At 64.3% G+C, this 25,556-nt stretch carries 25 protein-coding genes and 1 pseudogene; 14 read left to right on the top strand and 12 right to left on the bottom strand.

Annotated features, from left to right (window positions below; translation table 11 throughout):
- Positions 1-50: 50 nt before the first annotated feature.
- From ASD31_RS18505 to ASD31_RS18495, 3 genes are all read left to right on the top strand, one after another.
- Positions 51-1,322 carry a glycerate kinase gene (locus ASD31_RS18505; protein ID WP_056337124.1) on the top strand — a complete coding sequence of 424 codons (1,272 nt, stop codon included), beginning with the start codon at positions 51-53 and terminating at the stop codon, positions 1,320-1,322.
- Positions 1,323-1,410: 88 nt separating this feature from the next.
- Complete coding sequence (locus ASD31_RS18500) at positions 1,411-1,719, top strand: hypothetical protein (RefSeq protein ID WP_056337121.1); 309 nt, start codon at positions 1,411-1,413, stop codon at positions 1,717-1,719.
- Positions 1,720-1,739: 20 nt separating this feature from the next.
- Positions 1,740-2,159 (top strand): DUF4174 domain-containing protein, encoded by a 420-nt coding sequence (locus ASD31_RS18495; RefSeq protein WP_056337118.1) that lies wholly within the window; start codon positions 1,740-1,742, stop codon positions 2,157-2,159.
- A 52-nt stretch (positions 2,160-2,211) separates the two neighbouring features.
- Here the strand turns inward: ASD31_RS18495 and ASD31_RS18490 are convergent, their stop codons facing one another.
- Positions 2,212-3,423, bottom strand: coding sequence for a TIGR03862 family flavoprotein (locus ASD31_RS18490; protein WP_056337116.1), 1,212 nt, complete (start codon positions 3,421-3,423; stop codon positions 2,212-2,214).
- Between the two features lie 325 nt (positions 3,424-3,748).
- On the opposite strand from ASD31_RS18490, the gene ASD31_RS18485 reads away from it, so the two are divergent.
- The 8 genes from ASD31_RS18485 to ASD31_RS18450 all read left to right on the top strand — a co-directional run bounded on the left by ASD31_RS18485 (position 3,749) and on the right by ASD31_RS18450 (position 11,598).
- Positions 3,749-4,912, top strand: a complete 1,164-nt coding sequence (locus tag ASD31_RS18485) for an isovaleryl-CoA dehydrogenase (RefSeq protein WP_056337113.1) — start codon at positions 3,749-3,751, stop codon at positions 4,910-4,912.
- 48 nt (positions 4,913-4,960) lie between these two features.
- A complete protein-coding gene (locus ASD31_RS18480) occupies positions 4,961-6,568 on the top strand; it encodes a carboxyl transferase domain-containing protein (protein WP_056337111.1) in 1,608 nt (535 codons plus the stop codon).
- Between the two features lie 10 nt (positions 6,569-6,578).
- Positions 6,579-6,962 carry a RidA family protein gene (locus tag ASD31_RS18475; RefSeq protein WP_056337108.1) on the top strand — a complete coding sequence of 128 codons (384 nt, stop codon included), beginning with the start codon at positions 6,579-6,581 and terminating at the stop codon, positions 6,960-6,962.
- A 15-nt stretch (positions 6,963-6,977) separates the two neighbouring features.
- On the top strand, positions 6,978-8,963 hold the full coding sequence (locus ASD31_RS18470) for an acetyl/propionyl/methylcrotonyl-CoA carboxylase subunit alpha (RefSeq protein WP_056337105.1): 1,986 nt from the start codon (positions 6,978-6,980) through the stop codon (positions 8,961-8,963).
- Positions 8,963-9,844, top strand: coding sequence for a hydroxymethylglutaryl-CoA lyase (locus ASD31_RS18465; protein WP_056337102.1), 882 nt, complete (start codon positions 8,963-8,965; stop codon positions 9,842-9,844). Before ASD31_RS18470 ends, ASD31_RS18465 begins: the two co-directional genes overlap by 1 nt.
- Positions 9,841-10,632, top strand: a complete 792-nt coding sequence (locus ASD31_RS18460; RefSeq protein WP_056337099.1) for a crotonase/enoyl-CoA hydratase family protein — start codon at positions 9,841-9,843, stop codon at positions 10,630-10,632. The genes ASD31_RS18465 and ASD31_RS18460 overlap by 4 nt, the downstream gene beginning before the upstream one ends.
- Positions 10,633-10,703: 71 nt before the next feature.
- Entirely contained in the window at positions 10,704-11,075 is a 372-nt protein-coding gene (locus tag ASD31_RS18455; RefSeq protein ID WP_056337096.1) for an antitoxin Xre/MbcA/ParS toxin-binding domain-containing protein, read from the top strand.
- Positions 11,068-11,598 (top strand): RES family NAD+ phosphorylase, encoded by a 531-nt coding sequence (locus ASD31_RS18450; protein ID WP_056337094.1) that lies wholly within the window; start codon positions 11,068-11,070, stop codon positions 11,596-11,598. Before ASD31_RS18455 ends, ASD31_RS18450 begins: the two co-directional genes overlap by 8 nt.
- A 155-nt stretch (positions 11,599-11,753) precedes the next feature.
- On the opposite strand, the gene ASD31_RS26835 is transcribed toward ASD31_RS18450, so the two are convergent.
- The 5 genes from ASD31_RS26835 to ASD31_RS18420 all read right to left on the bottom strand — a co-directional run bounded on the left by ASD31_RS26835 (position 11,754) and on the right by ASD31_RS18420 (position 16,292).
- A complete protein-coding gene (locus tag ASD31_RS26835) occupies positions 11,754-12,209 on the bottom strand; it encodes a DUF305 domain-containing protein (protein ID WP_056337091.1) in 456 nt (151 codons plus the stop codon).
- 11 nt (positions 12,210-12,220) lie between these two features.
- Entirely contained in the window at positions 12,221-13,612 is a 1,392-nt protein-coding gene (locus tag ASD31_RS18440; RefSeq protein ID WP_056337088.1) for a YncE family protein, read from the bottom strand.
- A gap of 227 nt (positions 13,613-13,839) precedes the next feature.
- Positions 13,840-14,619: an anti-sigma factor family protein gene (locus tag ASD31_RS18430; protein WP_056337081.1), complete on the bottom strand. Its 780-nt coding sequence runs from the start codon at positions 14,617-14,619 to the stop codon at positions 13,840-13,842.
- Entirely contained in the window at positions 14,616-15,146 is a 531-nt protein-coding gene (locus tag ASD31_RS18425; protein WP_244483888.1) for an RNA polymerase sigma factor, read from the bottom strand. Before ASD31_RS18425 ends, ASD31_RS18430 begins: the two co-directional genes overlap by 4 nt.
- 186 nt (positions 15,147-15,332) lie before the next feature.
- Positions 15,333-16,292 (bottom strand): YeiH family protein, encoded by a 960-nt coding sequence (locus ASD31_RS18420; RefSeq protein WP_244483886.1) that lies wholly within the window; start codon positions 16,290-16,292, stop codon positions 15,333-15,335.
- Positions 16,293-16,445: 153 nt separating this feature from the next.
- On the opposite strand from ASD31_RS18420, the gene ASD31_RS18415 reads away from it, so the two are divergent.
- Positions 16,446-17,342: a LysR substrate-binding domain-containing protein gene (locus tag ASD31_RS18415; protein ID WP_056337072.1), complete on the top strand. Its 897-nt coding sequence runs from the start codon at positions 16,446-16,448 to the stop codon at positions 17,340-17,342.
- A 93-nt stretch (positions 17,343-17,435) separates the two neighbouring features.
- Positions 17,436-18,631, top strand: a pseudogene (locus tag ASD31_RS18410) (cytochrome P450).
- A 76-nt stretch (positions 18,632-18,707) separates the two neighbouring features.
- Here the strand turns inward: ASD31_RS18410 and ASD31_RS26050 are convergent.
- Entirely contained in the window at positions 18,708-18,848 is a 141-nt protein-coding gene (locus tag ASD31_RS26050) for a hypothetical protein (RefSeq protein ID WP_156392710.1), read from the bottom strand.
- Between the two features lie 321 nt (positions 18,849-19,169).
- Between ASD31_RS26050 and ASD31_RS18405 the strand changes: the two genes are divergently transcribed.
- Positions 19,170-20,030, top strand: coding sequence for a nitroreductase family protein (locus ASD31_RS18405; RefSeq protein ID WP_056337069.1), 861 nt, complete (start codon positions 19,170-19,172; stop codon positions 20,028-20,030).
- A 43-nt stretch (positions 20,031-20,073) separates the two neighbouring features.
- Here ASD31_RS18405 and ASD31_RS18400 read toward each other — a convergent pair whose 3' ends face one another.
- Genes ASD31_RS18400 through mtnK form a run of 5 tightly spaced genes read right to left on the bottom strand, consistent with a single transcriptional unit; the run spans position 20,074 to position 25,498 of the window.
- Complete coding sequence (locus ASD31_RS18400) at positions 20,074-21,198, bottom strand: RuBisCO large subunit C-terminal-like domain-containing protein (protein WP_056337065.1); 1,125 nt, start codon at positions 21,196-21,198, stop codon at positions 20,074-20,076.
- On the bottom strand, positions 21,198-22,199 hold the full coding sequence (locus tag ASD31_RS18395; protein ID WP_056337063.1) for a transketolase family protein: 1,002 nt from the start codon (positions 22,197-22,199) through the stop codon (positions 21,198-21,200). Before ASD31_RS18395 ends, ASD31_RS18400 begins: the two co-directional genes overlap by 1 nt.
- Before the next feature lie 2 nt (positions 22,200-22,201).
- Complete coding sequence (locus tag ASD31_RS18390) at positions 22,202-23,137, bottom strand: transketolase (protein WP_056337060.1); 936 nt, start codon at positions 23,135-23,137, stop codon at positions 22,202-22,204.
- Between the two features lie 4 nt (positions 23,138-23,141).
- Complete coding sequence (gene mtnA, locus ASD31_RS18385; protein ID WP_056337057.1) at positions 23,142-24,236, bottom strand: S-methyl-5-thioribose-1-phosphate isomerase; 1,095 nt, start codon at positions 24,234-24,236, stop codon at positions 23,142-23,144.
- A complete protein-coding gene (gene mtnK / locus ASD31_RS18380) occupies positions 24,233-25,498 on the bottom strand; it encodes an S-methyl-5-thioribose kinase (RefSeq protein ID WP_056337054.1) in 1,266 nt (421 codons plus the stop codon). The genes mtnA and mtnK overlap by 4 nt, the downstream gene beginning before the upstream one ends.
- Between the last annotated feature and the right edge of the window lie 58 nt (positions 25,499-25,556).

Below are 25,556 nucleotides of genomic sequence, written 5' to 3'. Positions count from 1 at the left end.
GAGAAGGTGCCCAAAGGGCGGATGAGGGGGATTCAAACAGGGGAAATTTCATGTCAGCCATTACCGAACCCAGAGCCTTTCTGGAAAACCTGTTCCATGCGGCCGTCGCTGCCGCCGATCCTGAGACAGTGCTGGCCGCCAACCTGCCGGAACGGCCAAAGGGCCGCACGGTGGTGATCGGCGCCGGCAAGGGGGCGGCGCAGATGGCGCGGGCGTTCGAGAGGCTGTGGGACGGGCCGCTGACCGGCACAATCGTCACGCGCTACGGTTATAGTGCGCCCTGCGAGCGGATTGCCGTGCTGGAGGCTGCCCATCCGCTGCCCGACGAAAACGGGCTGAAGGCTTCGCAACGGCTGATCGAGGCGGTAAGCGGGCTTGGCGAGGACGATCTTGTGGTGGCGCTGATCTGCGGCGGCGGCTCGGCGCTCCTGCCCCTGCCGGCGGGTGGTCTGTCGCTGGAGGACGAGATCGCCGTCAACCGCGCGCTGCTTGCTTCCGGAGCGCCGATTGCCGCGATGAATGCGGTGCGCAAGCATGTCTCGATGATCAAGGGCGGGCGGCTGGCGCTCGCGGCCCATCCGGCGCGTGTCGTGTCGCTCGTCGTTTCCGATATTCCCGGCGACGATCCCGCATTGGTTGCCTCCGGGCCGACCATTGCCGATGCCAGCACTCGCGACGACGCGCTGGCGGTGATCGAGCGTTACCGGATGAGCTTGCCCGAAAAGATCATGGGCGTCATCCGTAGCGAGGCTTCCGCCGCGCCGCTTCCGGACGACCCTCGTTTTGCGCGCAACACGGTGCGGCTCGTTGCTTCCGCCGGCGTCTCGCTGGAGGCCGCGGCCGAAATGGCGCGCGCGGCGGGTATCGAGGCGGTGATCCTCTCGGATGCGATCGAGGGCGAGGCCCGCGAGGTCGGCCGCGTCCACGCCGCCATCGTCCGCGAGGTCGCGCTGCGCGACCGGCCTTTCACCAAGCCGGTTGTCATCCTTTCGGGCGGCGAGACCACCGTCACCCTGCGGGGCAAGGGCAAGGGCGGACGCAACAGCGAATTTCTCCTGTCAATGGCCTTGGGCATCGACGGGATGAAGGGCATCCATGCGCTGGCCGCCGATACGGATGGTATCGATGGATCCGAAGACAATGCCGGCGCCTTTGCCGATGGAACGACGGCGTCCCGGCTTGCCGGCCTCGGCCTCGATGCGGCGGCGCTCCTGGGCGCAAACGACAGCTGGTCGGGTTTTGCCGCGCTGGGCGACCTGTTCACGCCCGGGCCGACCGGAACCAATGTCAATGATTTTCGCGCCATCCTCGTGCAGGGCTGATCATTGTCGGAGGCCTGAAGCGAAATCCGGAACCAAACGTCGGATGGCAAGTTTGATCTCCTGATGGTTCAGCCAAAGGAGCAAGAAGATGACCGATCCCAAGAATGATGGGCTCGACGCGGAGACGATCCGGGGCAGACCGGGCAAGGGCATGCCGGATAAGGACGCGCCGATGACGGCGGCGACCTGGGCGCCGGAACCGCCGGCGCTCGATCTCGGTCCGGTGCCGGACAGCGGCCGCAATCTGGAAACCGAGGCGGATGATCCCGGCGCGCCGCCGGCCCGCAGCGGCCGGTCGCAGCGGACGGAAGATCCTGCAAAGGCCAATTCCGAGACCGGGCGTGTGGAGCCATCGAGCCGCGTTCCGCCTGAAGTCGTCGGCAACCGGTCCGCCTGACGCGACCAAGGAGAGATCTCATGCTGAAATCCCTGACGGCCGAAATTTTCGGTGTCGATGTCGATCCGCGTCATGGCGGCGCAAGCCTTGCCGATTTCGAATGGCGCTACCGGGTGCTGGTCATCTTTCCTGACAGCCCGAATATCGAGGCGACGCGACAGGCAAGCCTGCTTCTGGCCGAGGCGGACGGACTGCGCGAGCGCGACCTCGTCGTGCTGGAAATCGGCCAGACGGATGTCCGGGTTCTGTTCGGCCCGGACGAAGACCTCAACCCGTATGCGATCCGCTACGATCTGGACGTCGCCGATGGGTTCTTTTCCCTGCTCCTCGTCGGCAAGGATGGATCGGTCAAGATTCGCTCCGATGAGGTTGTGCCCTGCTCGACGATCTTTTCGCTGATCGACCAGAAGAGCGCTGCCGACAGGAGAGTGGCAAACTAGATTTTGCCGGAGGCGGGCGACGAGGCCTTGTCCGCCCGATCAAGCCTCCCGATCAAGCCCCCGCAAGCCATGTCTCGATGCCGCGTCCGGCCGCCCGGCCGGTGGCAAGGCAGGCGGTGAGCAGATAGCCCCCGGTCGGGGCTTCCCAGTCGAGCATTTCGCCGGCGACGAAGAGACCGGGCACCCGTTCCAGCATGTAGTTCCGGTCGATCGTCTCCCAGGGGATGCCGCCGGCGGTTGAAATCGCCTCGGCGATAGGCCGTGGCCGCAGGAGCGGGATCGGCAGAGCCTTGATGAGGCGCGCAAGCCCCGCGGGATCGCCGAGCGCGGATTTCGGGGCCAGTTCCCGCAGCAGGGCCGATTTGACCCCTTCCAGGCCGGCGCCCTTGCGCAATCTGTTGGAGAGGCTGGCTTTCACGTCCTGGCGCGCCAGATCCCTTGTCAGCCGCTCGACGCTTCTTCCCGGCGCCAGATCGATGTTGAGTTCCACCTGTCCACTCTGTTTCAACCGGTCGCGCAGTGCGGCGGCATGGGCATAGACGAGGCTGCCCTCGATGCCATGTTGTGAGACGACGAATTCACCCGGAAACGTTCCGGCGTCGGAGCTGGCGGTGGTCGATTTCAAGGCGGCGCCGGAGAACCGGGTTCTGAAATCCTCGCTCCAGGCGACATCGAAGCCGCAATTGGCGGGCTCAAGCGGGCTGACGCCGATGCCATGTGCGCCGAGAAGCGAGGCCCAGGCGCCGTCCGATCCGAGCTTTGGCCAACTGGCGCCGCCGAGTGCCAGAAGGCTTGCATCGCAGCGGATCTCAATCGGCCCCGCCGGGGTTTCGAACAGATGGCCGGTGGGGGTGATGCCGATCCAGCGGTGCCGCGTCAAAAGCCGGACGCCGCGCGCCTCCAGCCGGGCAAGCCAGGCGCGCAGAAGCGGCGAGGCTTTCATGACCCGTGGAAAGACGCGGCCGGAACTGCCGACGAAGGTGTCGGTGCCCAGGTCCGCCGCCCAGGCACGCACATCCTGCGGGGTGAAAGCGTCGAGCGCGGGGCGCAGGCGCTCGCCAGCCGCACCGAAGCGGGCGGCAAATCGCTGATAATCCTCGGAATGGGTGATGTTGAGGCCGGATTTCCCAGCCAGCAGGAATTTGCGGGCAAAGGTCGGCATGCGGTCATAGACACTCACCGCATGGCCCGACAGGGAAAGCGTCTCCGCCGCCATGAGCCCGGCCGGTCCGCCGCCGATGATCGCGATCTGTCTTGCCGTCATGTTCCGTCCATTGTCGATTCGCCGTCTGTTCCGGGTTTGGGCGATACCGCGAACCCCTGGGGCTTGCAGAGGTCTTATTGCAAATGGCCGGTTTTGCCCCGCGAATTTTTACAAATCATGCGCGCAACCGCTCCACTTGGTTCGGAAGTTAGCAAAAGCCTATGCTAGTCTCCAAAAACGAGGCTGGGGAGGAACGAGGAAATCGGCCCGGCGGGCCTCGGCTTATGGTTTTGGCGACATATATCGATGGGATGCTGCGATCTCGGGAGGAGAGCAGGCGCGCGCTGGGTCTTGGGGCCTTGCGACTGTGCGAGGAGGAGGCTTCATGTATTCGGGCGGTTTAGGTTTTGCCTTGGGCGACGAAATCGAGGCGTTGCGCGAGGCCGTGCGCCGGTTTGCCGGCGAGCGCATCGCGCCGCAGGCGGCGGCGATCGATCGCGACAATCAATTCCCGATGCCGCTCTGGCGGGAAATGGGGGATATGGGCCTGCTCGGCATCACCGCTGACGAGGCCCATGGCGGCAGCGGTCTCGGTTACCTCGCCCATTGCGTGGCGATGGAGGAAATCAGCCGGGCCTCGGCCTCGGTCGGTCTGAGCTACGGCGCCCATTCCAATCTCTGCGTCAACCAGATCAACCGCAACGGCACCGATGCGCAGAAGGCGCGCTACCTGCCGAAGCTGATCTCCGGCGAGCATGTCGGCGCGCTTGCCATGTCGGAGCCGGGCGCCGGTTCGGACGTGGTGTCGATGAAGCTGAGGGCCGAGCGGCGCGGCGACCGCCATGTGCTGAACGGCAACAAGATGTGGATCACCAACGGCCCTGACGCCGATGTGCTGGTGGTCTATGCCAAGACCGATCCGGAAGCCGGGCCGCGCGGCATCACCGCCTTCCTGGTGGAGAAGGGCTTTGCCGGATTTTCCACCGGCCAGAAGCTCGACAAGCTCGGCATGCGCGGCTCCAATACCTGCGAGCTGATCTTCGATGATTGCGAAGTGCCGGAGGAAAATATTCTGGGATCGGTCGGTGGCGGCGTGCGCATCCTGATGTCGGGGCTCGATTACGAGCGGGTGGTGCTGTCGGCCGGGCCGCTCGGCATCATGGCGGCCTGCATGGACGTGGCGGTTCCCTATCTGCACGAGCGAAAGCAGTTCGGCCAGCCAATCGGCGAATTCCAACTGATGCAGGGCAAGATCGCCGACATGTATGTGACGATGAATGCGGCGCGCGCCTATGTCTATGCGGTGGCCGCTGCCTGCGATCGTGGCGAGACGACCCGCAAGGACGCGGCCGGCTGCATCCTTTATGCCGCCGAGAAGGCGACCGCGATGGCGCTGGAAACGGTCCAGGTGCTGGGCGGCAACGGCTATACAAACGACTATCCGGCCGGCCGCCTGCTAAGGGACGCCAAGCTTTACGAGATCGGCGCCGGCACATCGGAAATCCGCCGCATGCTGATCGGCCGCGAACTGTTCGGTGAAACGGCGTGATGCACTAATGGCCGCTTGGGCAAGCAGATTTGGACGATCGGAGGACGAATGGCCGTTCTGAAGTCACAGGTTTCGACATCCTCGGATGCCTTCCGGGCAAACCGGGAGGCCATGGGCGAGGCAATGCGGGTGGTGGAGGAGGCGGCGGCCCTGGCGGCGGGCGGCGGCGGCGAGGCGGCGCGCGAGCGTCATGTCAGCCGCGGCAAGATGCTGCCGCGCGAGCGGGTGGCGCAACTGATCGATCCGGCGACGCCGTTCCTCGAAATCGGCCAGACCGCCGCGCACGGGCTTTATAACGGCGACGCGCCCGGCGCCGGGCTGGTTACGGGGATCGGCCGGGTTTCGGGCCGCGACTGCATGATCGTCAGCAACGACGCGACGGTCAAAGGCGGCACCTATTATCCGATGACGGTGAAGAAACATCTTCGGGCGCAGGAGATCGCCGCCGAGAACAATCTGCCTTGCATCTACCTGGTGGATTCGGGCGGTGCCAACCTGCCGAACCAGGACGAGGTCTTTCCCGACCGCGATCATTTCGGCCGCATCTTCTTCAACCAGGCCAATATGTCGGCTGCCGGCATCGCGCAGATCGCCGTGGTCATGGGCTCCTGCACCGCCGGCGGCGCCTATGTGCCGGCCATGTCCGACGAGGCGATCATCGTCGAGGGGCAGGGAACGATTTTCCTGGCCGGCCCGCCGCTCGTCAAGGCGGCCACCGGCGAGATCGTGTCTTCGGAGGATCTTGGCGGCGGCGACGTGCATACGCGGCTTTCGGGCGTTGCCGATCATCTCGCCCGCGACGACGCCCATGCGCTGGCTTTGGCGCGCCGGACGGTTGCCAATCTGAACCGTCAGGTCATTTCGGCGGTCGAGCAGCAGGTGCCCGAGGCACCGCTCTACGATCCCGACGATATCGCCGGCATCGTGCCCGCCGATCCGCGCACGCCCTATGATATCCGAGAGGTGATTGCTCGCGTGGTCGATGGCTCCCGGCTCGACGAATTCAAGGCGCGCTACGGCACGACGCTCGTCTGCGGCTTTGCCCATGTGCACGGCATTCCCGTGGGCATCATCGCCAATAACGGCGTGCTGTTTTCGGAATCGGCCCTGAAGGGCGCGCATTTCGTCGAGCTCTGCTCGCAGCGCAAGATACCGTTGGTCTTCCTGCAGAATATCACCGGCTTCATGGTTGGTCGCAAATACGAGACCGAGGGCATTGCCAAGCACGGCGCCAAGCTGGTGACGGCGGTGGCGACGACGAAGGTGCCGAAGATCACCATGCTGGTCGGCGGTTCCTTCGGGGCGGGCAATTACGGCATGGGCGGACGGGCCTTTTCGCCGCGCTTCCTGTGGACCTGGCCCAATAACCGGATTTCGGTGATGGGCGGCGAGCAGGCGGCCGGCGTTCTCGCAAGCGTGCGCGGCGATGCGCTGAAGCGCGCGGGAACGCCCTGGACGCCGGAGGCCGAAGCCGCGTTCAAGCAGCCGGTGCTCGACCTGTTCGAAACCCAGAGCCATCCGCTCTATGCCTCGGCGCGGCTGTGGGACGATGGTATCATCGACCCGCGCAAGAGCCGCGACGTGCTGGCGCTTTCGCTGGCCGTGGCGCTGAATGCCCCGATCGAGGACACCCGCTTCGGCCTGTTCAGGATGTGAGGAGACGATCATGAAACGCGAAATACACAATGCCATGAATGCGCCCCAGCCGCGCGGCGGCTATTCGCAGGCGGTCGCGATCGAGGATTTCCGCAGGGTGCTGTTCGTCAGCGGCCAGATTCCAACCGCCTCGGATGATGTCTTGCCCGCCGGCTTCGAGGCGCAGGCGCGCCAGGTCTGGCTGAATATCGATGCGCAGCTGAAGGCGGCCGGCATGGGCAAGGCGGATATCGTCAAGATCACCACCTATCTTGCCGATAGGCACCACGCCACCGCCAATCGCGAAATCCGCAGCGATTATCTCGGAAGCCTGGCGCCGGCGATGACGGTGGTGATCGCCGGCATCTTCGACGAGGCCTGGCTTCTCGAGGTCGAGGTGACGGCCGCGCAATAGACCGGGACGGTATCGATGTTTTCGAAGATCCTCATTGCCAATCGCGGCGAAATCGCCTGCCGCATCATCCGCACGGCGCAGCGCCTCGGCATCCGCACGGTGGCCGTCTATTCCGATGCGGATGCGGCGGCACTGCATGTCGAACTGGCCGACGAGGCCTTCCGCATCGGTACGGCGGCGGCGAGTGAAAGCTATCTGTCGATCGAGCGCATCCTGGCCGCCGCGGAAAAGTCCGGGGCAGAGGCGGTGCATCCGGGCTATGGCTTCCTGTCCGAGAATGCGGAATTTGCCGAAGCGGTGGAGGCGGCGGGCCTCGCCTTCATCGGCCCTTCGCCTTCCGCCATCCGCGCCATGGGGCTGAAGGATGCGGCCAAGGCGCTGATGGAAAAGGCGGGCGTACGGGTGGTTCCGGGCTATCATGGCGACAACCAGGACGCGGCCTTCCTCGGCGAACGGGCGGCCGAAATCGGCTATCCGGTGCTGATCAAGGCCCGGGCCGGCGGCGGCGGCAAGGGCATGCGCCGGGTTGACCGGGAAGACGAATTTGCCGCTGCGCTCGAGGCGGCACGGCGCGAGGCCGTGGCGGCCTTCGCTGATGGCGCGGTGCTGATCGAGAAATATCTCACCAAGCCGCGTCACATCGAAATCCAGGTGTTCGGCGACCGGCATGGCAATGTCGTGCATCTGTTCGAGCGGGATTGTTCGCTGCAGCGGCGCCACCAGAAGGTGATCGAGGAGGCGCCGGCGCCGGGCATGACGGCGCAGATGCGGCACGCCATGGGCGATGCCGCCGTGCGCGCCGCCCAGGCGATCGGCTATAGCGGTGCCGGCACGGTGGAGTTCATCGCCGATGTCACGGACGGATTGTGGCCGGACAGGTTCTTCTTCATGGAAATGAACACGCGGCTGCAGGTCGAGCATCCGGTAACGGAGGCGATCAGCGGGCTTGACCTGGTGGAATGGCAATTGCGGGTGGCGGCCGGGGAGCCCCTGCCGAAGAAGCAGTCGGAGCTTGCGATCGACGGCTGGGCCTTCGAGGCGCGGGTCTATGCCGAGGATCCGGCGCGCGGCTTCCTGCCCTCGACCGGCAGGCTTTCGCATCTCAGCTTTCCCGAAACCGGCGCCCGCATCGATACCGGCGTGCGGCAGGGCGACCGGGTGAGCCCCTTTTACGATCCGATGATCGCCAAGCTGATCGTCCACGGGCCGACGCGCGCCGCCGCCCTTGCCCGGCTGACGCAGGCGCTGAAGGTGAGCCATATCGGCGGCGTCGCCAATAATCTCGATTTTCTGGCCCGGCTGAGCGAGCAGGCGGATTTCGTGGCCGGCCATCCCGATACGGGGTTGATCGACCGTGAGGTCGAAGGGCTGACGCAACGGGAGGCGCCTGACGCTACGGTGGTGGCGCTTGCGGCCGTCGTCTCGCTCGGCATTCTCAAGACGCCGCCGGCCGGCGATCCCTTCGCCTCGCTTGGCCATTGGCAGATCTGGGGGCAGGCGACCCGCACGGTGACGCTCGATCATCAGGGCGAGCGGCACAGCCTGCGAGTGGCAGCGCGCGGTCTCGACCTGTTTGCCGTCCATATTGGCGATCGGATCGTTCCGGTGCGGATCGGCGGCAGGACGGAAAGCGGTTGCCAGGCGGAAATCGACGGCCGGCAGATCGGCATCACGGTACTGGCCCTGCCGCGCGGCCTGGGCCTGATCCTCGACGGTCGGGTCCATGAATTCCACACCATCGATCCGCTCGACCAGGCGGCTGAAGATTCTCAAGGCGGCGATCATCTCATTGCGCCGATGCCGGGCCTGATCAAGCTGGTCAGGGTGCGCGAGGGCGACGCGGTCTCTTCCGGCGATGCCCTGATCGTCATGGAGGCGATGAAGATGGAGCTGACGCTTACCGCGAGCCGTGACGGGATCGTCGAGACGCTCTCGGTTGCCGAGGGCGACCAGACGAGCGAGGGCACGCTGCTGCTTTCGCTGAAGCCGGAGGACGCCTGATGTCGGCCGCGCAACTAGCGGCTGGAGCGCCGCATGTGACGATCGTCGAAATGTCGCCCAGGGACGGGCTTCAGAACGAGAAGGCCCTGATCGGCACCGATGAAAAGATCCGGCTCGTCGACATGCTTTCGGATTGCGGTTTCGAACGCATCGAGGTCACCAGTTTCGTCAGCCCGAAATGGGTGCCGCAGCTTGGCGATGCCGCCGAGGTGATGGCCGGGATATTGCGCAATCCTGGGGTTCGCTATGCGGTGCTGACGCCCAATCTCAAAGGGTTCGAGGCGGCGCTTTCGGCCCGCGCCGACGAGGTGGCGATCTTCGCCTCCGCATCGGAGAGTTTTTCGCGCCAGAATATCAACTGCTCGATCGACGAAAGCCTAGAGCGCTTTCGTCCCGTGGCAGAGGCGGCTCGTCATCACGGCATTCCGGTGCGCGGCTATGTCAGCTGCGTGGTGGAGTGCCCCTATGAGGGCGCCGTGGCACCGGTTGCCGTGGCGGGTGTCGTGACGCGGCTTGAAGCGCTTGGCTGTTACGAGATCAGCCTTGGCGACACGATCGGCAAGGGCAGGCCGGAGGCGGTGGAGCGGATGCTGGATGCGGTGCTTGAAACTATGCCGGTCTTCCGGCTGGCCGGGCATTTCCACGATACGGACGGCCGGGCACTCGACAATATCGGCGTGGCACTGGAGCGCGGCCTCCGGGTGTTCGACGCCTCGGTCGGCGGCCTTGGCGGCTGCCCCTATGCACCGGGCGCCAAGGGCAATGTCGATACGCTGCTGGTCGATCGCTATCTAAGGGCGCAGGGTTTCGAGACCGGTCTTGCGCAGGACGCGCTTGAAAGGGCTAGCGATTTTGCGCGTGGTTTGAGGAGTGCGGCATGACATTTGAAACGATCCGCCTGGCGATCGACGGCCGGGGCGTGGCGTACCTGACGCTTGCCTGCCCGGAAAAGCACAATGCCATGTCGGCGGCGATGATCGACGAACTGACCGCGGTGGCGGCACGCCTCAGCACCGATGAAAATGTGCGTGTGGTCGTTCTTTCGGGCGAAGGGGCAAGTTTCTGCGCCGGCGGCGATCTTGGCTGGATGCGGGTGCAGATCGAGGCCGACCGGCAGACCCGGATGGTGGAAGCGCGGCGGCTGGCCCTGATGTTCAAGGCCCTGAACGAGCTGGAAAAGCCGTTGATTGCCCGGGTGCATGGCAATGCCTTCGGCGGCGGCATCGGCCTGCTCTGCATTGCCGATGTGGCGATCGCGGCCGAAACGGCGAAATTCGGACTGACGGAGACCCGGCTGGGGCTGATCCCGGCGACAATCAGTCCCTATGTGATCGCCCGCATCGGCGAGGGCCGGGCCCGGCCGCTGTTCATGTCCGCCGAGATCATCGATGCGGCAAGTGCGCAGCGCGCAGGGCTCCTGACCAGGGTCGTTGCGACGACGGATCTCGATGCGGCGGTGGAGGCGGAGGTGCTGCCCTATCTACAGGTGGCGCCGGGCGCCGTTGGCCGCGCCAAGGCGCTCGCCCGCTCGCTCGGCATGCCGATCACCGAGGCGGTCATCGATGCGACGATCGAGCGGCTGGCCGATTGCTGGGAGACGGCAGAGGCGAGGGAAGGCATTTCGGCCTTCCTGGAGCGGCGCCAGCCGGGGTGGCGGCAAAAGATCTGACGGCACTTGAATAAGGCATGATTTGCGCATATTTTGATAGAGGATTGATCAAACTATGACAGGAGAATGCCATGACAGCCCTAAGCTTCGACATGGCGGCGACGCATTTCAGCGATGGCCAGACGCCGTTTCTTTCCGCCGGCCGCGTTTCGGAGAAGCTCGGACTGACGCTATCCGAGCTTGCCCGGCTGATCGGTGTTGCCCGCAACACGCTGACGGCGAAATCGAGCGCCCGCAAGGTCGACAATGCGCTCAGCCATGTGGTGCGCATCCTCGCCATGGCCAGCGAAATGGCCGGCGACGAGAACCGCGCGATCATCTGGTTCAAGCACCAGCCGATCCCCGGCTGGGCCGGCAAGACGGCCTATGATCTGGTGAGCGAGGGCAAGTCGGACAAGGTGCTTGCCTATCTCGAGGCGGTCCGGTCCGGCGTCTATGCCTGAAGGGAGCGGTAGGCTCGAGCGTTCCAACGCGGTGCAATTGTGGCGCGCCTTCGTGCCGAAATGGGCCTTCGCGCCGCTTTCGGGCGAGGGGGCCGCGCGGTTCGGGGGGCGCTGGAACCCCTTGGGCGCGCCGACCATCTATGCAGCCCGCGAACTCTCCACCGCCTGGGCGGAATATAATCAGGGCTTCGTCCAGCATCCTGCCCTGATCGCCCAGCTTCAGCTTGAGGACGCCGCGCTCGCCGACCTGACCGATGCCGCAGTGCTGGCCGAACTTGGGATTTCCGAGAATATCCACCGCTGCGAATGGCGGATGGAGATCGACCGGGGCGCCGTTCCCGAAACTTACCGGCTGCGCGACCGGCTGATCGGGCAGGGCTATGACGGTGTGGTCTATCCCTCCTTCATGTCGCCGGGCGGGACCTGCGTGGCGCTCTGGCGCTGGAACGCGCCCGGCGCGCCACAGCTCGACATCATCGATCCCGACGGCCGCCTGCCAAGGACGCAGGCCTCGTGGATCTAAGGCATGCGTCTCGGAGCGGCTGGCAGAGATTGGGCATTCCCAGGCAAGTAGCCGCCGCATCGCTAGACTTCGCCCGTGCGGATTATAACAGAAATTATAATGCCGACCTGATTGTGCGCGGCGCCATCAACCAGCCGGGGCGTGGCCGTCGCCTCCTAACCCCGATTGCCCGTCAGGGAAGGATAGATTTCTCCGCTTTCGCGCAATGCCGCCAGCCGGCCACGCATGCCCTCGATCTCCGAGACCTGCGTGGCCAGGATCTTCTCGGCGATTTCCCGCACGAGAGGATCGCGTCCGTGAAGAAGCACGAGCCGGGCCATTTCGGTGGCGCCCCAGTGATGGGGGATCATCATGACGAGGAAATCGAGGTCCGGGTCGCCGGAGGGCGGGTCCTCGTCCATGTCGAGCATCATCTTGTCCATGCCGGTCCGCATTCCCGCGGTGAATCTGGCATAGTCCAGCGGATCGACCCCTGGCGCCGCCGGCTTGCCGGGTTTCGACGAACAGATATCGGCGAGGTAACCATCCCCGGCCGGCGCGTTGACGACATCGGCGTCCGCCGTGTCGCCAAACCAGCCCGTCGGGAAAAATGCTCGGCGTGTCAGGGGCATCTCATTTCTCCTTATGCCGTTTCGCTCGGCGAACCGGGGCGAACGTAGACGAGGTTGATCGATTTCTTGTTGCGCAGCTTTCCCGACGGCAGATCCAGCGTGCCCAGCGGAATCTGGCGAAGGAAGCGCGGCTTCATCGGGTCCGTGACGTCGAAGACGGTGCAGACGGTCTGTCCGGCATTGGGCGTGTCCGGCAGTTCGTCGAGTTCGTGCGCGACATAAAGCTTGGTGTTGGAAGGATCCGTCCAGATGCCGTGCGATTCCCGTCCATGGCTGAAGAAATCGCCGACGACGCGGCGCTCGCCCGACTTGGCCGACCGGTCGATGATCCCGATCCGGCTGGAGGCAACCCCGTCCGGGCCGTCGTCATCGACGCGGGCGAATGTGACATAGGCGACGCTGGCGCGTTCGTTGCTGACGAATTCGACATGGTTGGGCCGTGCCTTTTCGCCGAGCATGACATAGTCTTGCAGTCCATGTTCTCCAGACGCGCTGTAGACCGAGACGGCATCGGCGAGCTTCTGGGAAATCCAGAACTCCTCGCCGTCGGGCGACAGCTTGACGAAGGGCGCAAACCCGAAGCGATCCTGCTGCGTCGTGTCGATCGTCGCCTTGTGCTCCACGGAGGAGAAGCCGTCGGCATCATATTTGACGTTGAGAACCTCGATGCGGGAAAGCTTCTGCGAAATGACGAAGGCCGTTTCGCCCTTGGCCGAAAACCAGATCATCGCCGGGCCGATCAGGGTCGGAATAAAGCCGCGCACCGATGAACCGCGCGGCAGTTCCCCGGAGGATTCGCCCCGCGCCTTCTCGACATCCACGACCGCTATCCGGTCTTCGCCGCGCACCGCGACCCAGATTTCCTTGCCGTTGCGGGTGAAGACCGGCTCGTGCGGCTCGCGGCCAACCAGGATGCCGGTGGTGAGGACGTCCGGGCTTGTCTTGTCGCTGGCCTGCGGATTGGGCTGATTGCCGACGACCTTCAATGTCGTGGTATCGACGAGATAGAGATTGCTGGTGCCGCGTCCGCAGGTCGCAAACGTCCGGGAATCCGGCGAGGGAACGCATCCATGGATCGAGATCGCGCCGTGATAGAGCGGCTTCTGTATCATCTCGCCATGCGCCGGCATGACGCCGCCGGTGACGAAGCGGAAGGGAGGACGGGGATCCTCGTCGAAGCTCGTCAGGTTGACGGTGCCGATGATCTCGTCGGTTACCGGGTCGATGGCCGTCAGCGTATTGGAATCCTCATTGGTGAGGAAAACGCGGTCGCCGGGCTTGGGGCCGGCGGTCTCGGCGGCATTGGCCCTGCCGAAGGCGGGAACGACGCTGGCGGCGGCAATGGCGCCGGCAACCTGGAGGACGGTACGGCGACGGATATAATGGGTTGGTTCAGTGGTCATCTGGCTTCCTTTCGTTGTCGCCTGTTTGACTCACCGGACCGGCTCTTATTCCAGTCGCCGCGATCACGGTCGCGTGAAGGGCGGAGGTGTGACGGATGAACGGCATCGGCAGCCGAGCCTTGCCGGTGCTCTCGACCCAGGGGACGGTTGGCAAGGAGGCAACGGTATCCCAAGCCCGCTCAAAGCGAGCGAAGCCGGGGCCGTCCATCTCTGTTCCCCGAGATGCGCTAGACGCTGTTCTTCAACTGGCGGCGCGCCTCGTCGGCGGTCGGGTGGAGCCTTGCGGCCTCCACCGGGCCGACGAGGCTGTAGCCGAGGCCGCCTTCGGACCAGGCATAGCCGTTCACGTCGCCGTTCGAATAGGGAGACATCGGCCCCTCCCGCTCAATGGCCATCGGGCGGGCAAGCATGACAAGGCGGGTGCCCTTGTCGTCGTCATACATGAACATTGCCGCCGGGCCGTGATTGGTGGGCACGACGCGCCCGCCCATGAAGCGATAGCCGGATGCCGCGAGGTCCGGGATGGCAACCGGTCGTCCGAGCCGGCTCGCCGCCCATTGCGCAAGGGCGGGCCGCTCGTCGGCACGGATTTCCACCGGGCGGTTCCGGTCGGCGGCGTAGACCCTGTAGCTGTCGGCTGCCTCCTGCGCGATCGTTTCAAGACCCCTGGAAGTGGGCAGCCCCATATCGCGCAGCATCCAGCCACCGGCGCCGCCGAACGACAACAGAAGCGTGGCTGCCACCGCCATGGCCCATCTGCGGGCCGGGCGCGGCCGGCGGCGCTCGGCAATGAGGCGCGACAGGTTGAGTTCGGGCGGCAGCGGCTCCTCGGCGATCGGGGCAAGGGCCGCACGCAGCTGTTCGCGCTGCTCGCAGTAGCCGGCGACCCGGCGCGCGACATCGGGATGGGTCTCCAGATAGGCGACGACCTCCGCGTGGCGCGCCGGCTCCAGTGCATGATCGACGAAGGCGTTGAGGTCGTCTTCGGTGATGGGGCTCGTGCTCATTTCACGCTCCGCAGATGAGGGTGGCTCGACTGTAGGCTGGCATCCCCCGACATCAGCTTGTGCAGGCGTTCGCGGGCGCGGGACAGACGGGACATGACGGTTCCGATCGGAATGTTCAGGGCCTGCGCCGTATCGGCGTAGGACAGTTCCTCGACCGTGACAAGCAGGAGGACGCTGCGCTGGTCCTCCGGCAGGAGATCGATGGCATGGAGCAGGTCGCGGTAGCGCAAGCGGTCCTCCTGGCGGGCGGCGACCGAGAGGCTTCTGTCATCCGCATCGTCCAGGGTGACATGCGCCGGACGCTGCGTGGTGCGCCGCAGCCGGGTCATGGCCAGATTGTGCAGAATGGCGAAAATCCAGGCGCGGGGGCTGCCGTCCTTGCGCCGCTGGTGCCAATGCTCGATGGCCCGTTCCAGGCAATCCTGGACGAGGTCGTCGGCGGCGGAACGATCCTTCATCAAGGCGCGGGCATAGCGGCGGAGCGCCGGAATGATCGGCTCGATGAGCTTCACCATGTCCTGTGTCATTTCAGCACCTCAGATGGGCGGTGCGCCCGGCCACGCGGACGCATCCCCATTTTGATCGTCGATGGGCATATGCGCTAGACGCCTCAAGGCCTCGTTTATTCCATGGCCTTATCAGTTTTTACGGCGGTCCCGGGCTGGACTGCACTTTACCGGCCCCGGAGAGGATCAGATGCTTGCTCGGCCCACTCAGAAGACGGGGATAAGAAAGAGGGCGAGACAGGTCATCGAAGCAAGGGCCACGACCGAGAATATGCCGGCAAGCAGGACGCGGCCGCCGGAAGCGAGCATGGAGCGCAGATCGACCGAGAGGCCGAGGGCGGCCATCGAGATCGTCGTGAGGGCGGTTTCGAGATGTTTGATCGGGGAAAGCGCTTCTTCCGGGATACCACCGGCGGAGCGCAGGAGCATCATGGCGAAGAAGCCGATGATGAACCATGGAAAGACCTGCCGGAAGGTGAGGCCCGTCCGGCCGCCGTTGCCGCGGGCGATGCCGAGGAAGATGATGACCGGCCCGAGCATCAACACCCGCAGCAGCTTTATGATCGTTCCGACCTGTACGGCGACCGGGCCGATGGGCGCGGTGGCTGCGAGCACCTGCGGGACGGCATAGACGGTCATCCCGGCGAGGATGCCGTAATGCCATTCCGTCATCGGGAGGACCTGCGATACGGCCGGAAGCAACAGGACCATGACGATTCCGAGCGCCGCGGTAAAGGCGATCGAGGAGGCGATGTCGTCCGCCCGCGCGCCGATGACCGGCGCCGCCGCGACGATGGCCGAATTGCCGCAGATGGAATTGCCGCAGGCGACGAGGGTGGCGAGGTGACGGGAAAGCCCGAAGGCGCGCGAAATGCCGTAGCTGACGGCAAGGGAGAGAAGGACGAGCGAGACGACCAGAACGATCACAGGCATGCCGGCATCCGCGATCATGCTGGCACTTGCGGAGGCACCGAGCAGCACAATCGCGAATTCGAGGATCGTCTTTGCGGCAAAATGGATGCCGGGGCCGAAGAGGGGCCGCAGGGGCAAGGCGGTGCGCACCCCCGTTCCAAGGACAATGGAAAGGACCAGCGCATCGAACCAGACCCGCCCGCCGAGCGCAGTCTCGGCGAAGGCGACGAGATAGGCGAGGGCGGCAATGGCCATTGAGGCGAAGAGTCCAGGTATTATTGCTAATCTGTTCGGCATAGGTAGAAGGAAATTCCGTGTTTGATTCCTTCTTGAGGATATTCGCCCTCTAGGTGCAGTTCCATCGCACATTTATTGACGTTTCATGCGTTTTTATTGCATGATTGGAGAATGACATTCGATCAGCTGAAAGCCTTCATCGCGGTTGCCGAGCGGGAGCATCTGACACAGGCGGCCGCTGCCCTCGGGCTCACGCCATCGGCGGTGAGCGCCTCGATCCGTTCGCTTGAATCCTTCTACAAGGTACAATTGTTCGACCGCATCGGCCGCGGCATCGAATTGACCCGCCAGGGAGAGGCGTTCCTGCGGGAGGCCAAGGCAACGATGGCCAGGATCAGGGCGGCGGAAGACGTCTTGAGCGAATTGGGAGGCTTGCGCACCGGGCGACTGGAGCTCAGCGCCAGTCAGACGATTTCCAATTACTGGCTACCGCCGAAACTGATGCACTATGCCAGGGATTTTCCGGGGATCGTCGTGGAAGTCGCGACCAGCAACACGGCCGGCGTCATCAGGAGCGTGCTGGAGCGGAGCGCGGAACTTGGCCTGATCGAGGGCCTTGTCGATGAGCCGGCGCTTGCGGCCAAGGTGATTGCCCGGGACAATCTGGTCATTGTCGGCGTGCCGGACCTGCTGCCAGCCCAGTCCCGAACGGGTCCTGCCGTCGAGGCCCTTGCAACGCTCCGATGGGTGGTGCGCGAGCCGGGGTCCGGCACGCGGGCCATGTTCGAGCGCGCCTTGCGGGGGCTTTCGGTGGAACCGGACACACTGGACGTGGCCATGGTTCTCCCCTCGAACGAGGCGGTGCTTTCGGCGGTCCTGACGGGAAATTGCGTGACGGCGGTTTCCAAGGTCGCGGCCGCTCCCTTTATCGAAAACGGACAATTGGCGGTGCTCGACATCGCGCTGCCGCCGCGCGAATTCACGTTGCTGCGGCACAAGGAGCGAAGCCTGAGTGCGGCGGCGCGGGAATTCTACGCCCTGTGCACCCTGCCACAGGATGCCCGATAGCCGAACAAATCGCCGCCCGTTCTTTGCGTGGGGACAAAGAGCGGGCCTCCAACTGCTGCACTAATGGCGGCCGACCAATGGAGGCAAAGGCGCATGAGTTCGGCAACTGGAAGACACTGCAGGCAGGACACGCTGTCCGATGCGCCTTGCCCCGATTGGGACCCCCGCGACCCGCAGGTCCAGTCCGACCAGATCCTTGCCTATGATCATATGCGCGAAACATGCCCCGTGGCCTATAGCGACTATCTCGGCTGGTCGCTGTTCCGGCATGCCGATATCCTGCGGGTCCTGAACGACCACGACACGTTCAGCAACGTCGTTTCCCGGCACATATCCGTTCCCAACGGGATGGATCCGCCTGAACATACCGGCTACCGGCGGATGATCGAGCCTTACTTTACCAAAGAGCGGGTCGATAGCGTCGAGCCCGCATGCCGGGACATTGCGCGCGATCTGGTTGCTTCGCTGAAGGAAAATCCTTCATGCGACCTCATGACGGAATTTGCCGAACCTTATGCCGTGCGGATTCAATGCGCCTTTCTGGGCTGGCCCCAATCCTTGCACGAGCCATTGCGGCAATGGGTGCGAAAGAACCGCGAGGCGACGCTCGCCCGTGACACCGAGGCCATGGCCTCCATCGCGCTGGAATTCGATGGCCATATCCGCTCGCAGCTCGACTGGCGGGAAGAGGCCGGGGCGGCCGCGCCTGATGATATCACCACCAGCCTTGTGCGACAGGAGGTGTATGGAAAGCGGCTTGAACACGGGCAGATCGTCAGCATCCTGCGCAACTGGACGGTGGGAGAGCTGGGCACGATTGCCGCCTGCGTCGGGATCATCGTCCGCTTTCTTGCGGAGCACCAGGAGGTTCAATCGCTGCTGCGCCGTGACAGGGCGCGCCTGCCGCAAGCGATAGACGAGATTCTCCGTCTCGACGGGCCGCTGATCGCCAACCGGCGCAGGGCCGCGCGATCCGTGACCATCGGGGAGTGTGGGATCAGTGAGGGGGAAAGGATGACGGTGACTGGGCTTCGGCAAACCGCGACGCGGCGGTGATCGAGGAGGCCGATCAGTTTCGCCCCGACCGCGACCAGTCGCAAAACCTGCTCTACGGCGCCGGCATCCATGTCTGTCCGGGCGCGGCGCTGGTGAGAATGCAGTTGCGGGTCGTTCTCGATGAATTTCTTGGAGGCATCGGGCCCTTTACGCTGCTTGACGGCACCCGCCCGGTGCGCGCGACCTATCCGGCCGGCGGATATTCGTCGCTTTTCCTGCAGCTGGACGGGTGAGCCGGCCTCCAGCAGGCGAGGGAACCGTTGTCCGCCGTTACTTTTGAAGGAAAATCCGGCCGTCAAAGTTCCGGTTTCAGACGAAGGCCATGATAACAACCGCGCCGATGACGACCAGCACCAGGCCGGCGATCAGCATGGGCAGCAGCGTTGGTTCACTGGTGGGGTCTTTGGCACCGGCCGGGGCCGCGTGGTTCTCGCTCTTGTCATGGGGCATCGTCATCTCCATTCGGTAGGGGGCGATCGCAGGCATGTCCGCACGCATGAGCGCAGCGGCCGTATCGCCGGAAGCGGCGACACATGCCGGCTGTCGCCAGTCTCTTCTTGCACGCAAATTGTTGCGCGGAATTTGCGCTAGCGCAAATAAGCGGGCGCTTATCCCCTCCGGTACGCGTTTACGGGGCGGTTCCCCGTGTCGCGTTGGATGCGATTCTCGCATCATACATCCCGCTTTTTGTGATTGACCCTTTTCCCCCAGCCGGTAGGTATGTCGCGCGGCGAAGATGGACGAAAGCGGGCGGCCGGGAGAAGGCAGACTATGACCGGAAATTCCACCATCGCTCGGGTCACGGGTGCTGAAAAGGCGGCTGCGTTCAAGGACCTGCTCGAGGAGCGCTATGGCGGTAGGGACGCGCCTCATGTCATCGGGGATGCCGTCCTACGCACCCTGTTGTCGCACCGTTCGGTTCGTGCCTATTCCGACAGGCCGCTACCGGAGCTTGCGCTGGAAACGATGATTGCGGCCGCGCAATCGGCATCGACATCGTCCAATCTCCAGACATGGAGCGTTGTCGCGGTTGCGGATGCGACCAGAAAGGCCGCCCTTTCGGCGCTGGCCGGCAATCAGCGGGCAATCGTCGAGGCGCCCCTGCAACTCGTCTGGCTCGCCGATCTCGCCCGCCTGCGTTCTGTTTGCGCGAAACGGGAGATAGCGTCAGACGGTCTCGATTATTTCGAGCTGTTCCTGATCGGCTGCATCGATGCGGCGCTGGCGGCGCAAAACGCGGCTGTGGCGGCAGAGGCGATGGGGCTCGGCGTCGTCTATATCGGCGGAATGCGGGATAATCCCCTGGAGGTCGCCCGCCTGCTCGCCCTGCCAAAAGGCGTCTTTGCGGTTTTCGGTATGTGCGTCGGCTATCCCGACGAAGCCCGCCCGGCATCCATCAAGCCGAGGCTTCCGCAGGATGCCGTTCTGTTCCGGGAAACCTATTCCCCGGACCATGCCTCAGGCCGCATCGATGATTATGATGCGCTCATGGAGACATTCTATGCCAGCCAGCAGATGAAGCGCCCTGCCTGGTCGGAACATTCGGGCAGGCGGGTAAGCGGGGCAAGCCATTTGTCCGGCCGCGACAGGCTGAAATCCATCGTCAGGAAGATGGGTTTTCCGCTGAAATGAACGGGCCCCGCGGTCCGCTTTGCGAGAACACGAATTGCGAGCGTCAGGCGTCGCCGCGCACTGCGGCCACGAGCCGCTTGCTGGCCTCGACCAGATTGGCCTTTTCGCGGATCAGCGCGCCGCCGACGAGATACATGACGCGGTCGCCGTAAGCGGCGCGCATTTCCGGCACGCGCTCGAAGGTCATGCCGCCGCCCGGTGCCGGCACGATCGGCTTGTAGCCGCCGAATTCCATCTGGCATCCCTCCACGATCGACTGGCATTCCTTGAGCGTGAAGCCGAAACGACCGCCGAAGTTCGGATAGACCACCGCATCGACGCCCATCAGGCGCTGCAGCAGGCCGAAATAGAAACGGTGCGAGAAGCCGGTCGTCGGCGTGATCATGTTTGCGCCGCTGAAGGTCGGGTGCGAGACGATCGGCAGGCCGAATTCCGGATCGGCGGCCAGTGCCCGCGTCACGTCATAGCCGGCGAGTGCCGGTGCCACCATGACGCCGCCGGCTCCCTGTTCCTTGGCCATCCAGGCGCGATCGAAGATCTGCATCGCCGGGCCGGTGATGTTTGGCACATAGGCGGCGCGCCCGCCGGTCCTCGCATTCGCCTCGTTCACGCCATCGACGCAGGCCTTCAGCCGGTCGGAAAAGGGTGCCGTGCGCTGATCGACAAGCCCGTGATCGTCCTTGACCAGATCCATGCCGCCAAGGGCAAAATCATGGGCGAGCCTGCCCAGTTCGCTGGCGGATAGCCCGACCGGCTTGATCGCCGACATCAGGATCGGGCCATTATCGACGCCGGTGCGCTCGCGAAGGCCGGGCAGGCCGAAGCGCGGGCCGGCGCAGAGGCTGAGAATGCCTTCGGACAGGCGGATGTCCTCAACGCGGATATTCGCCTTGATCGAGGAATTGCCGAAGACGATGTTGAGCAACTGCAGGAAATCGCCGCCCATGTCGTCATCGCTGTAGGAAATCTCGGCGAGGAAGCCGCCGCGTTCGGTCCCGGCCGGCTCAATTTTCTCCAGCCTGCCGAGGATTTCGTCCTCGACATAACCGGCGGGAACGGTATCGCGGGGGATTTCGACCGTCTGTTCGAGCGCGATATCGAGCGCCCGGGTGCGGGCCTCCGGCTCGTCCGCGGCGCCGAGCCAGTAGGTGACCGAGAAGCGTCCCATCAGAGCGCCTCGGCCTTCTGCGCCGAATGCACGGTATCGAGACGCACAGCGTCCAGTTCGCCATCGGCAATGTCGATCACCTTGCCGAGCAGGTCGCCGATGGCAAAGATAAGCGCGCTGGCATCGAGCCTGTATTTTTTCATGAGATAGGGCTTGGAGGCGCCATGCGCGAAAGTGTCCTGCAATCCAAGGCGGCGCAGCTTTACGCCGAGACCTTCTTCGGCGAGGATTTCCGCCACCAGCGAGCCGAGACCGCCGTTGATCGTGTGGTTCTCCAGGGTCACGACGCCCTTCTTGCCGCGTGCGGCCCGGATGAGGCCGTCGCGGTCGAAGGGTTTTAATGTCGAGGCATGCAAATGGTGGATGCCGATGCCGCGGGCCTTCAAGGGCTCGGCGGCCCGTAGGGCTTCCTCGGTGCAGACGCCTGAGGTGACGACGAGAACGTCGTCGCCTTCACTCAGCGTCCTCAGCCTGTTGAATTCGAAGGGGGTGGAGAAAAGCCTGGGCACCTCGCCGCGCAGCACGCGGGCATAGACCGGGCCGTCGATGCTGTCGGCAACCTCGAGCACGGTCTCGACTTCGGTGGCATCGCCGCATTCGAGGATCGTCATGTTGGGGATGGCGCGCATCACCGAAATATCCTCGATCGCCTGATGGGTGATGCCGCCCGGCGTGGTGATGCCCGGCAGGAAGCCCATCAGCCGGACCTTGCGATTGGAATAGGCGATCGAGTTGATCAGCTGGTCATAGGGGCGACGGTAGAGGAAGACCGAGAAGGTGTGGAGGAAAGGCCGGAACCCCTGCATGGCAAGGCCGCCGGCGAAGGAAAGCATGTTCTGCTCGGCCATGCCGAGCGACAGGAACTGATCGGGATGCCGGTCGCGGAAACCATCGACCTCGCAGGACGAAGTGAGGTCGGCGGAAAGGCAGAGCACTTCGGGGCGGGCTGTCGCGAAAGTCTCGAAGGCCTTGGCATAGGGACGGTTGACGATTTCGACCATGGTCAGGCCCTCGCGATTTCGGCTTCGTCGACGCCAAGCTCGGCGGCGATGGCGGTCTGCATTTCCTGGCGTTCCTCGGCGGATTTGAAGCGGACATAGTGCAGGCGCGGAAAGCGCCGCTTCAGGAACTCCATGCCCTGGTAGGGCGAGGTATTGGCAAGGATGATCAGCGGCTTGCCGGGCTCGGCGCTGCCTGCGGCCTTGCGGAAGGCATCGAGGTCGTGGCCGTCGATCGAGCGGCAGGTGACGCCGAAGGCCGAAACGCGGGCCGCCAGGTCTCCGAGATCGAGCACAGAGGACATGGCGCCGTCGCATTGCTGGCGATTGACGTCGACGACGACGCGGATGTTATCGATCTGGTGGTGGCTCATCGCCGCCAGGCATTCCCAGGTCTGGCCCTCCTGGAACTCGCCATCGGACATATAGACCCAGACCTTGCCGGCTTCGCCCTTCTTCTTGCGTGCCCAGGCAAGGCCGGAGGCCATGGAAAGGCCCTGCGCCAGCGAGCCGGTGGTCACCTCCATGCCGGGGCTGTGCTCGGCGCCGATCATTTCGACCGAGCCGCCGTCCACGTTGAAATGGTCAAGCGCATGCTCATCCATGCGGCCCATCTGGATCAGCGCCGAATAGATCACCAGTGCGTAATGCGCCGGCGATATGATGAGGCGGTCATAGTCCGGCGCGAAGGAACCGTGATAGCCGGCGCCGGTAAAGGCATCCGGATTATCGGAGGAAGGCACGCCGGCAAAGGGCAGCGGTACTTTCGGCAGTGTCGGTTCGCCGAGCTTCAGCGCTTCGTTGTAGAGGAAGGCAAGACTTTCGGCGGCCGAACAGGCCTGGCTGAGATAGCCGCCATTGTTGCGCATCGTGTGTAGAAAGACGCGCTTGCGAATGCCGGCGGCGACGTCTTCCGTCTTCTGCTGGTTCGAGAGGGGCATGGGCTCAGCTCCGTTCCGGGAACATGTCTTTCAGACCTTGCGGCGAGGCCTTGGCGATACCGCGCTCGGTGATCAGGCCGGTGATCAGCCGGGCAGGCGTCACGTCGAAGGCCGGATTGGCGGCGGGGCTTCCTTCCGGCGAAACGCGCACCGTCGAAATGGTGCCATCGGCATTGCGGCCCTGCACGAAGGTCACTTCGTCGCTGTTGCGCTCCTCGATCGGGATTTCCCTGACGCCGTCATGCACGGTCCAGTCGATGGTCGGCGAGGGCAGGGCGACATAGAAGGGCACGTCATTGTCCTTGGCGGCGAGCGCCTTCAGATAGGTGCCGATCTTGTTGCAGACATCGCCATTGGCCGTCGTGCGGTCGGTGCCGACGATCACCATGTCGATATCGCCATGCTGCATCAGATGGCCGCCGGCATTGTCGACGATCAGCGTATGCGGCACGCCATGGCCGTTCATTTCCCAGGCGGTGAGTTGGGCGCCCTGGTTGCGCGGTCGTGTCTCATCGACATAGACATGCACCTTGATGCCGTCCTCGACCGCCATATAGATCGGCGCGGTGGCCGTGCCGTAATCGACGGTCGCCAGCCATCCGGCGTTGCAATGGGTGAGGATATTGACCGGCTCGCCCGGCTTCTTGCGGGCTGCGATCTCGCGGATGACCTCGAGGCCGGCGGCGCCGATCGAGCGGTTGAGCGCAATGTCTTCCTTGGCGATCTCGGCCGCTTTCCGGTAGGCAGCCTCGATGCGCTCGGCAACCGGCAACTTGCGCAGATGCGCCCGCATCGCATCCAGCGCCCAGCGCAGGTTGATGGCGGTGGGGCGGGTTTCGTGCAGCACGTCCCAGACCTTGTCGAGCGCTTCGTCGCTGGCATCCGACAGCATGGCGATCGCCACGCCATAGGCGGCGGTCACGCCGATCAACGGCGCGCCGCGAATCCACATGTCGCGGATCGCGATCTCGACATCCTCGACGGTTTTCAGGGTGACGACGCGGAATTCATGCGGCAGCCAGCGCTGGTCGATGATGTCGACCGAGCGGCCGTCCTCGTTCAGCCAGATCGTGTGGTAGTGGCGGTCTCCGACTTTCAAGCGACTATCTCCTTTTCGAGCCGTTCGGCGAGCGCGTTGATATCCGCGATACTGTGGATCTTGCGCCGGTTGACGGCCAAGTGGCGGCCGAGCTTGAGGGCCTTGGTTTCGCAACGGGCGCGCAGGTCGGCATCTTCGATCGTTTCGAAATCGGCGTTATGGGCGAGGCCAAGAATGCGCCGGTGCATCTCGACACCGGCAAAGCCGAGCATGTCCGTCCAGATCGACTGCAGAACCTCGTCCAGCGCCTGCGCCGATCCGAGCGCGTCGCCGCGATCCTCGAACAGCGCCCGCTGGTAGAGAATGCCGGTGCGCTCCGTGTGCCAGAGCCTGGAAAACTCGTCGCGGAAAACATCCCAGATGTCGATGACGACATCGAGAAGATAGTCGCGCATGCCGGCGCGGTCGCCGTCGGTCTCGTGGCCGGCCTGCGAAAAATAGCTCATCCAGAAATTGGCAAGCAGCATGCCCACATCGAAGGCCATCGGTCCATAGAAGGCGAACTCGGGGTCGATGACCCTGGTTTCGCCCGGCGTGACCATGACCGAGCCGGTGTGAAGATCGCCGTGCAGCAGGGTTTCGGCCTTGGCGGTGAAAAGATGTTTCAGGCGCTGGGCCTCCACCTTCAGGTCGCGGTCGGCGCGCAGTTCCTCGACGATGCCGTCGAGCTGCGGCGTCGTGTGCCGGTTGAGCTTGGCTTCGAAATAGGGGTCCGAGAAGACCAGGTTTTCCGTGATGTCGCAGAGCTCGACATTGTCGGAGAACAGGGCGAGGTCTTCCTTGCGCTTGCGCGCTTCCATCGACAGGTCGGAGCCGCGAAACAATGTGCGGGCGACGAAAAGGCCGAGATCCTGGGCGATCCGCGGCAATTGCTGGCCCTCGATCAGCGCCTTGCGCAGAATGATATGCGGTGACAGGAACTCCATGACGATGATTGCCTGTTCACGATCGAAATGCAGGATTTCCGGCACCATGCCCGGATCCCGCTCCTCTTGGCGCACCAGGGCGTTATATTCGAAATAGGAGCGCTTCAGCGGCAGCGGCCAGCTTTCGCCGACCAGCCTGACATAGGGCAGGGCCTGCTTGACGACGACGCTTCCCCTCGTTCCCTCGACGATGAACACCAGGTTGAGATTGCCATCGCCCACCTCGCGGATTTTCCAGGCGGATGTGTCGGCGCCGATACGTTCCAGAAGGGCCGTGGTGCGGCCCAGGCGCACAGGAAGCGTCTCGGCATTCAGGGCTTCGAATGCGGTCGTCATGGTGTTTTCCTCCCGTCTGGACAGCGGCAAATGCTGGCACCACCACCCTTGTCATCCT

The sequence above is a fragment of the Rhizobium sp. Root482 genome (genome assembly GCF_001426565.1).
Classification (GTDB): Bacteria; Pseudomonadota; Alphaproteobacteria; order Rhizobiales; family Rhizobiaceae; genus Pararhizobium.
This window is presented reverse-complemented; position numbering and strand designations above follow the sequence as displayed.

Coding starts and splice junctions, on each gene's coding strand:
- ASD31_RS18505 (WP_056337124.1), top strand. CDS start 51: ATGTCAGCCATTACCGAACCCAGAGCCTTTCTGGAAAACCTGTTCCAT.
- ASD31_RS18500 (WP_056337121.1), top strand. CDS start 1,411: ATGACCGATCCCAAGAATGATGGGCTCGACGCGGAGACGATCCGGGGC.
- ASD31_RS18495 (WP_056337118.1), top strand. CDS start 1,740: ATGCTGAAATCCCTGACGGCCGAAATTTTCGGTGTCGATGTCGATCCG.
- ASD31_RS18490 (WP_056337116.1), bottom strand. CDS start 3,423: ATGACGGCAAGACAGATCGCGATCATCGGCGGCGGACCGGCCGGGCTC.
- ASD31_RS18485 (WP_056337113.1), top strand. CDS start 3,749: ATGTATTCGGGCGGTTTAGGTTTTGCCTTGGGCGACGAAATCGAGGCG.
- ASD31_RS18480 (WP_056337111.1), top strand. CDS start 4,961: ATGGCCGTTCTGAAGTCACAGGTTTCGACATCCTCGGATGCCTTCCGG.
- ASD31_RS18475 (WP_056337108.1), top strand. CDS start 6,579: ATGAAACGCGAAATACACAATGCCATGAATGCGCCCCAGCCGCGCGGC.
- ASD31_RS18470 (WP_056337105.1), top strand. CDS start 6,978: ATGTTTTCGAAGATCCTCATTGCCAATCGCGGCGAAATCGCCTGCCGC.
- ASD31_RS18465 (WP_056337102.1), top strand. CDS start 8,963: ATGTCGGCCGCGCAACTAGCGGCTGGAGCGCCGCATGTGACGATCGTC.
- ASD31_RS18460 (WP_056337099.1), top strand. CDS start 9,841: ATGACATTTGAAACGATCCGCCTGGCGATCGACGGCCGGGGCGTGGCG.
- ASD31_RS18455 (WP_056337096.1), top strand. CDS start 10,704: ATGACAGCCCTAAGCTTCGACATGGCGGCGACGCATTTCAGCGATGGC.
- ASD31_RS18450 (WP_056337094.1), top strand. CDS start 11,068: ATGCCTGAAGGGAGCGGTAGGCTCGAGCGTTCCAACGCGGTGCAATTG.
- ASD31_RS26835 (WP_056337091.1), bottom strand. CDS start 12,209: ATGCCCCTGACACGCCGAGCATTTTTCCCGACGGGCTGGTTTGGCGAC.
- ASD31_RS18440 (WP_056337088.1), bottom strand. CDS start 13,612: ATGACCACTGAACCAACCCATTATATCCGTCGCCGTACCGTCCTCCAG.
- ASD31_RS18430 (WP_056337081.1), bottom strand. CDS start 14,619: ATGAGCACGAGCCCCATCACCGAAGACGACCTCAACGCCTTCGTCGAT.
- ASD31_RS18425 (WP_244483888.1), bottom strand. CDS start 15,146: ATGACACAGGACATGGTGAAGCTCATCGAGCCGATCATTCCGGCGCTC.
- ASD31_RS18420 (WP_244483886.1), bottom strand. CDS start 16,292: ATGGCCATTGCCGCCCTCGCCTATCTCGTCGCCTTCGCCGAGACTGCG.
- ASD31_RS18415 (WP_056337072.1), top strand. CDS start 16,446: ATGACATTCGATCAGCTGAAAGCCTTCATCGCGGTTGCCGAGCGGGAG.
- ASD31_RS26050 (WP_156392710.1), bottom strand. CDS start 18,848: ATGCCCCATGACAAGAGCGAGAACCACGCGGCCCCGGCCGGTGCCAAA.
- ASD31_RS18405 (WP_056337069.1), top strand. CDS start 19,170: ATGACCGGAAATTCCACCATCGCTCGGGTCACGGGTGCTGAAAAGGCG.
- ASD31_RS18400 (WP_056337065.1), bottom strand. CDS start 21,198: ATGGGACGCTTCTCGGTCACCTACTGGCTCGGCGCCGCGGACGAGCCG.
- ASD31_RS18395 (WP_056337063.1), bottom strand. CDS start 22,199: ATGGTCGAAATCGTCAACCGTCCCTATGCCAAGGCCTTCGAGACTTTC.
- ASD31_RS18390 (WP_056337060.1), bottom strand. CDS start 23,137: ATGCCCCTCTCGAACCAGCAGAAGACGGAAGACGTCGCCGCCGGCATT.
- mtnK (WP_056337054.1), bottom strand. CDS start 25,498: ATGACGACCGCATTCGAAGCCCTGAATGCCGAGACGCTTCCTGTGCGC.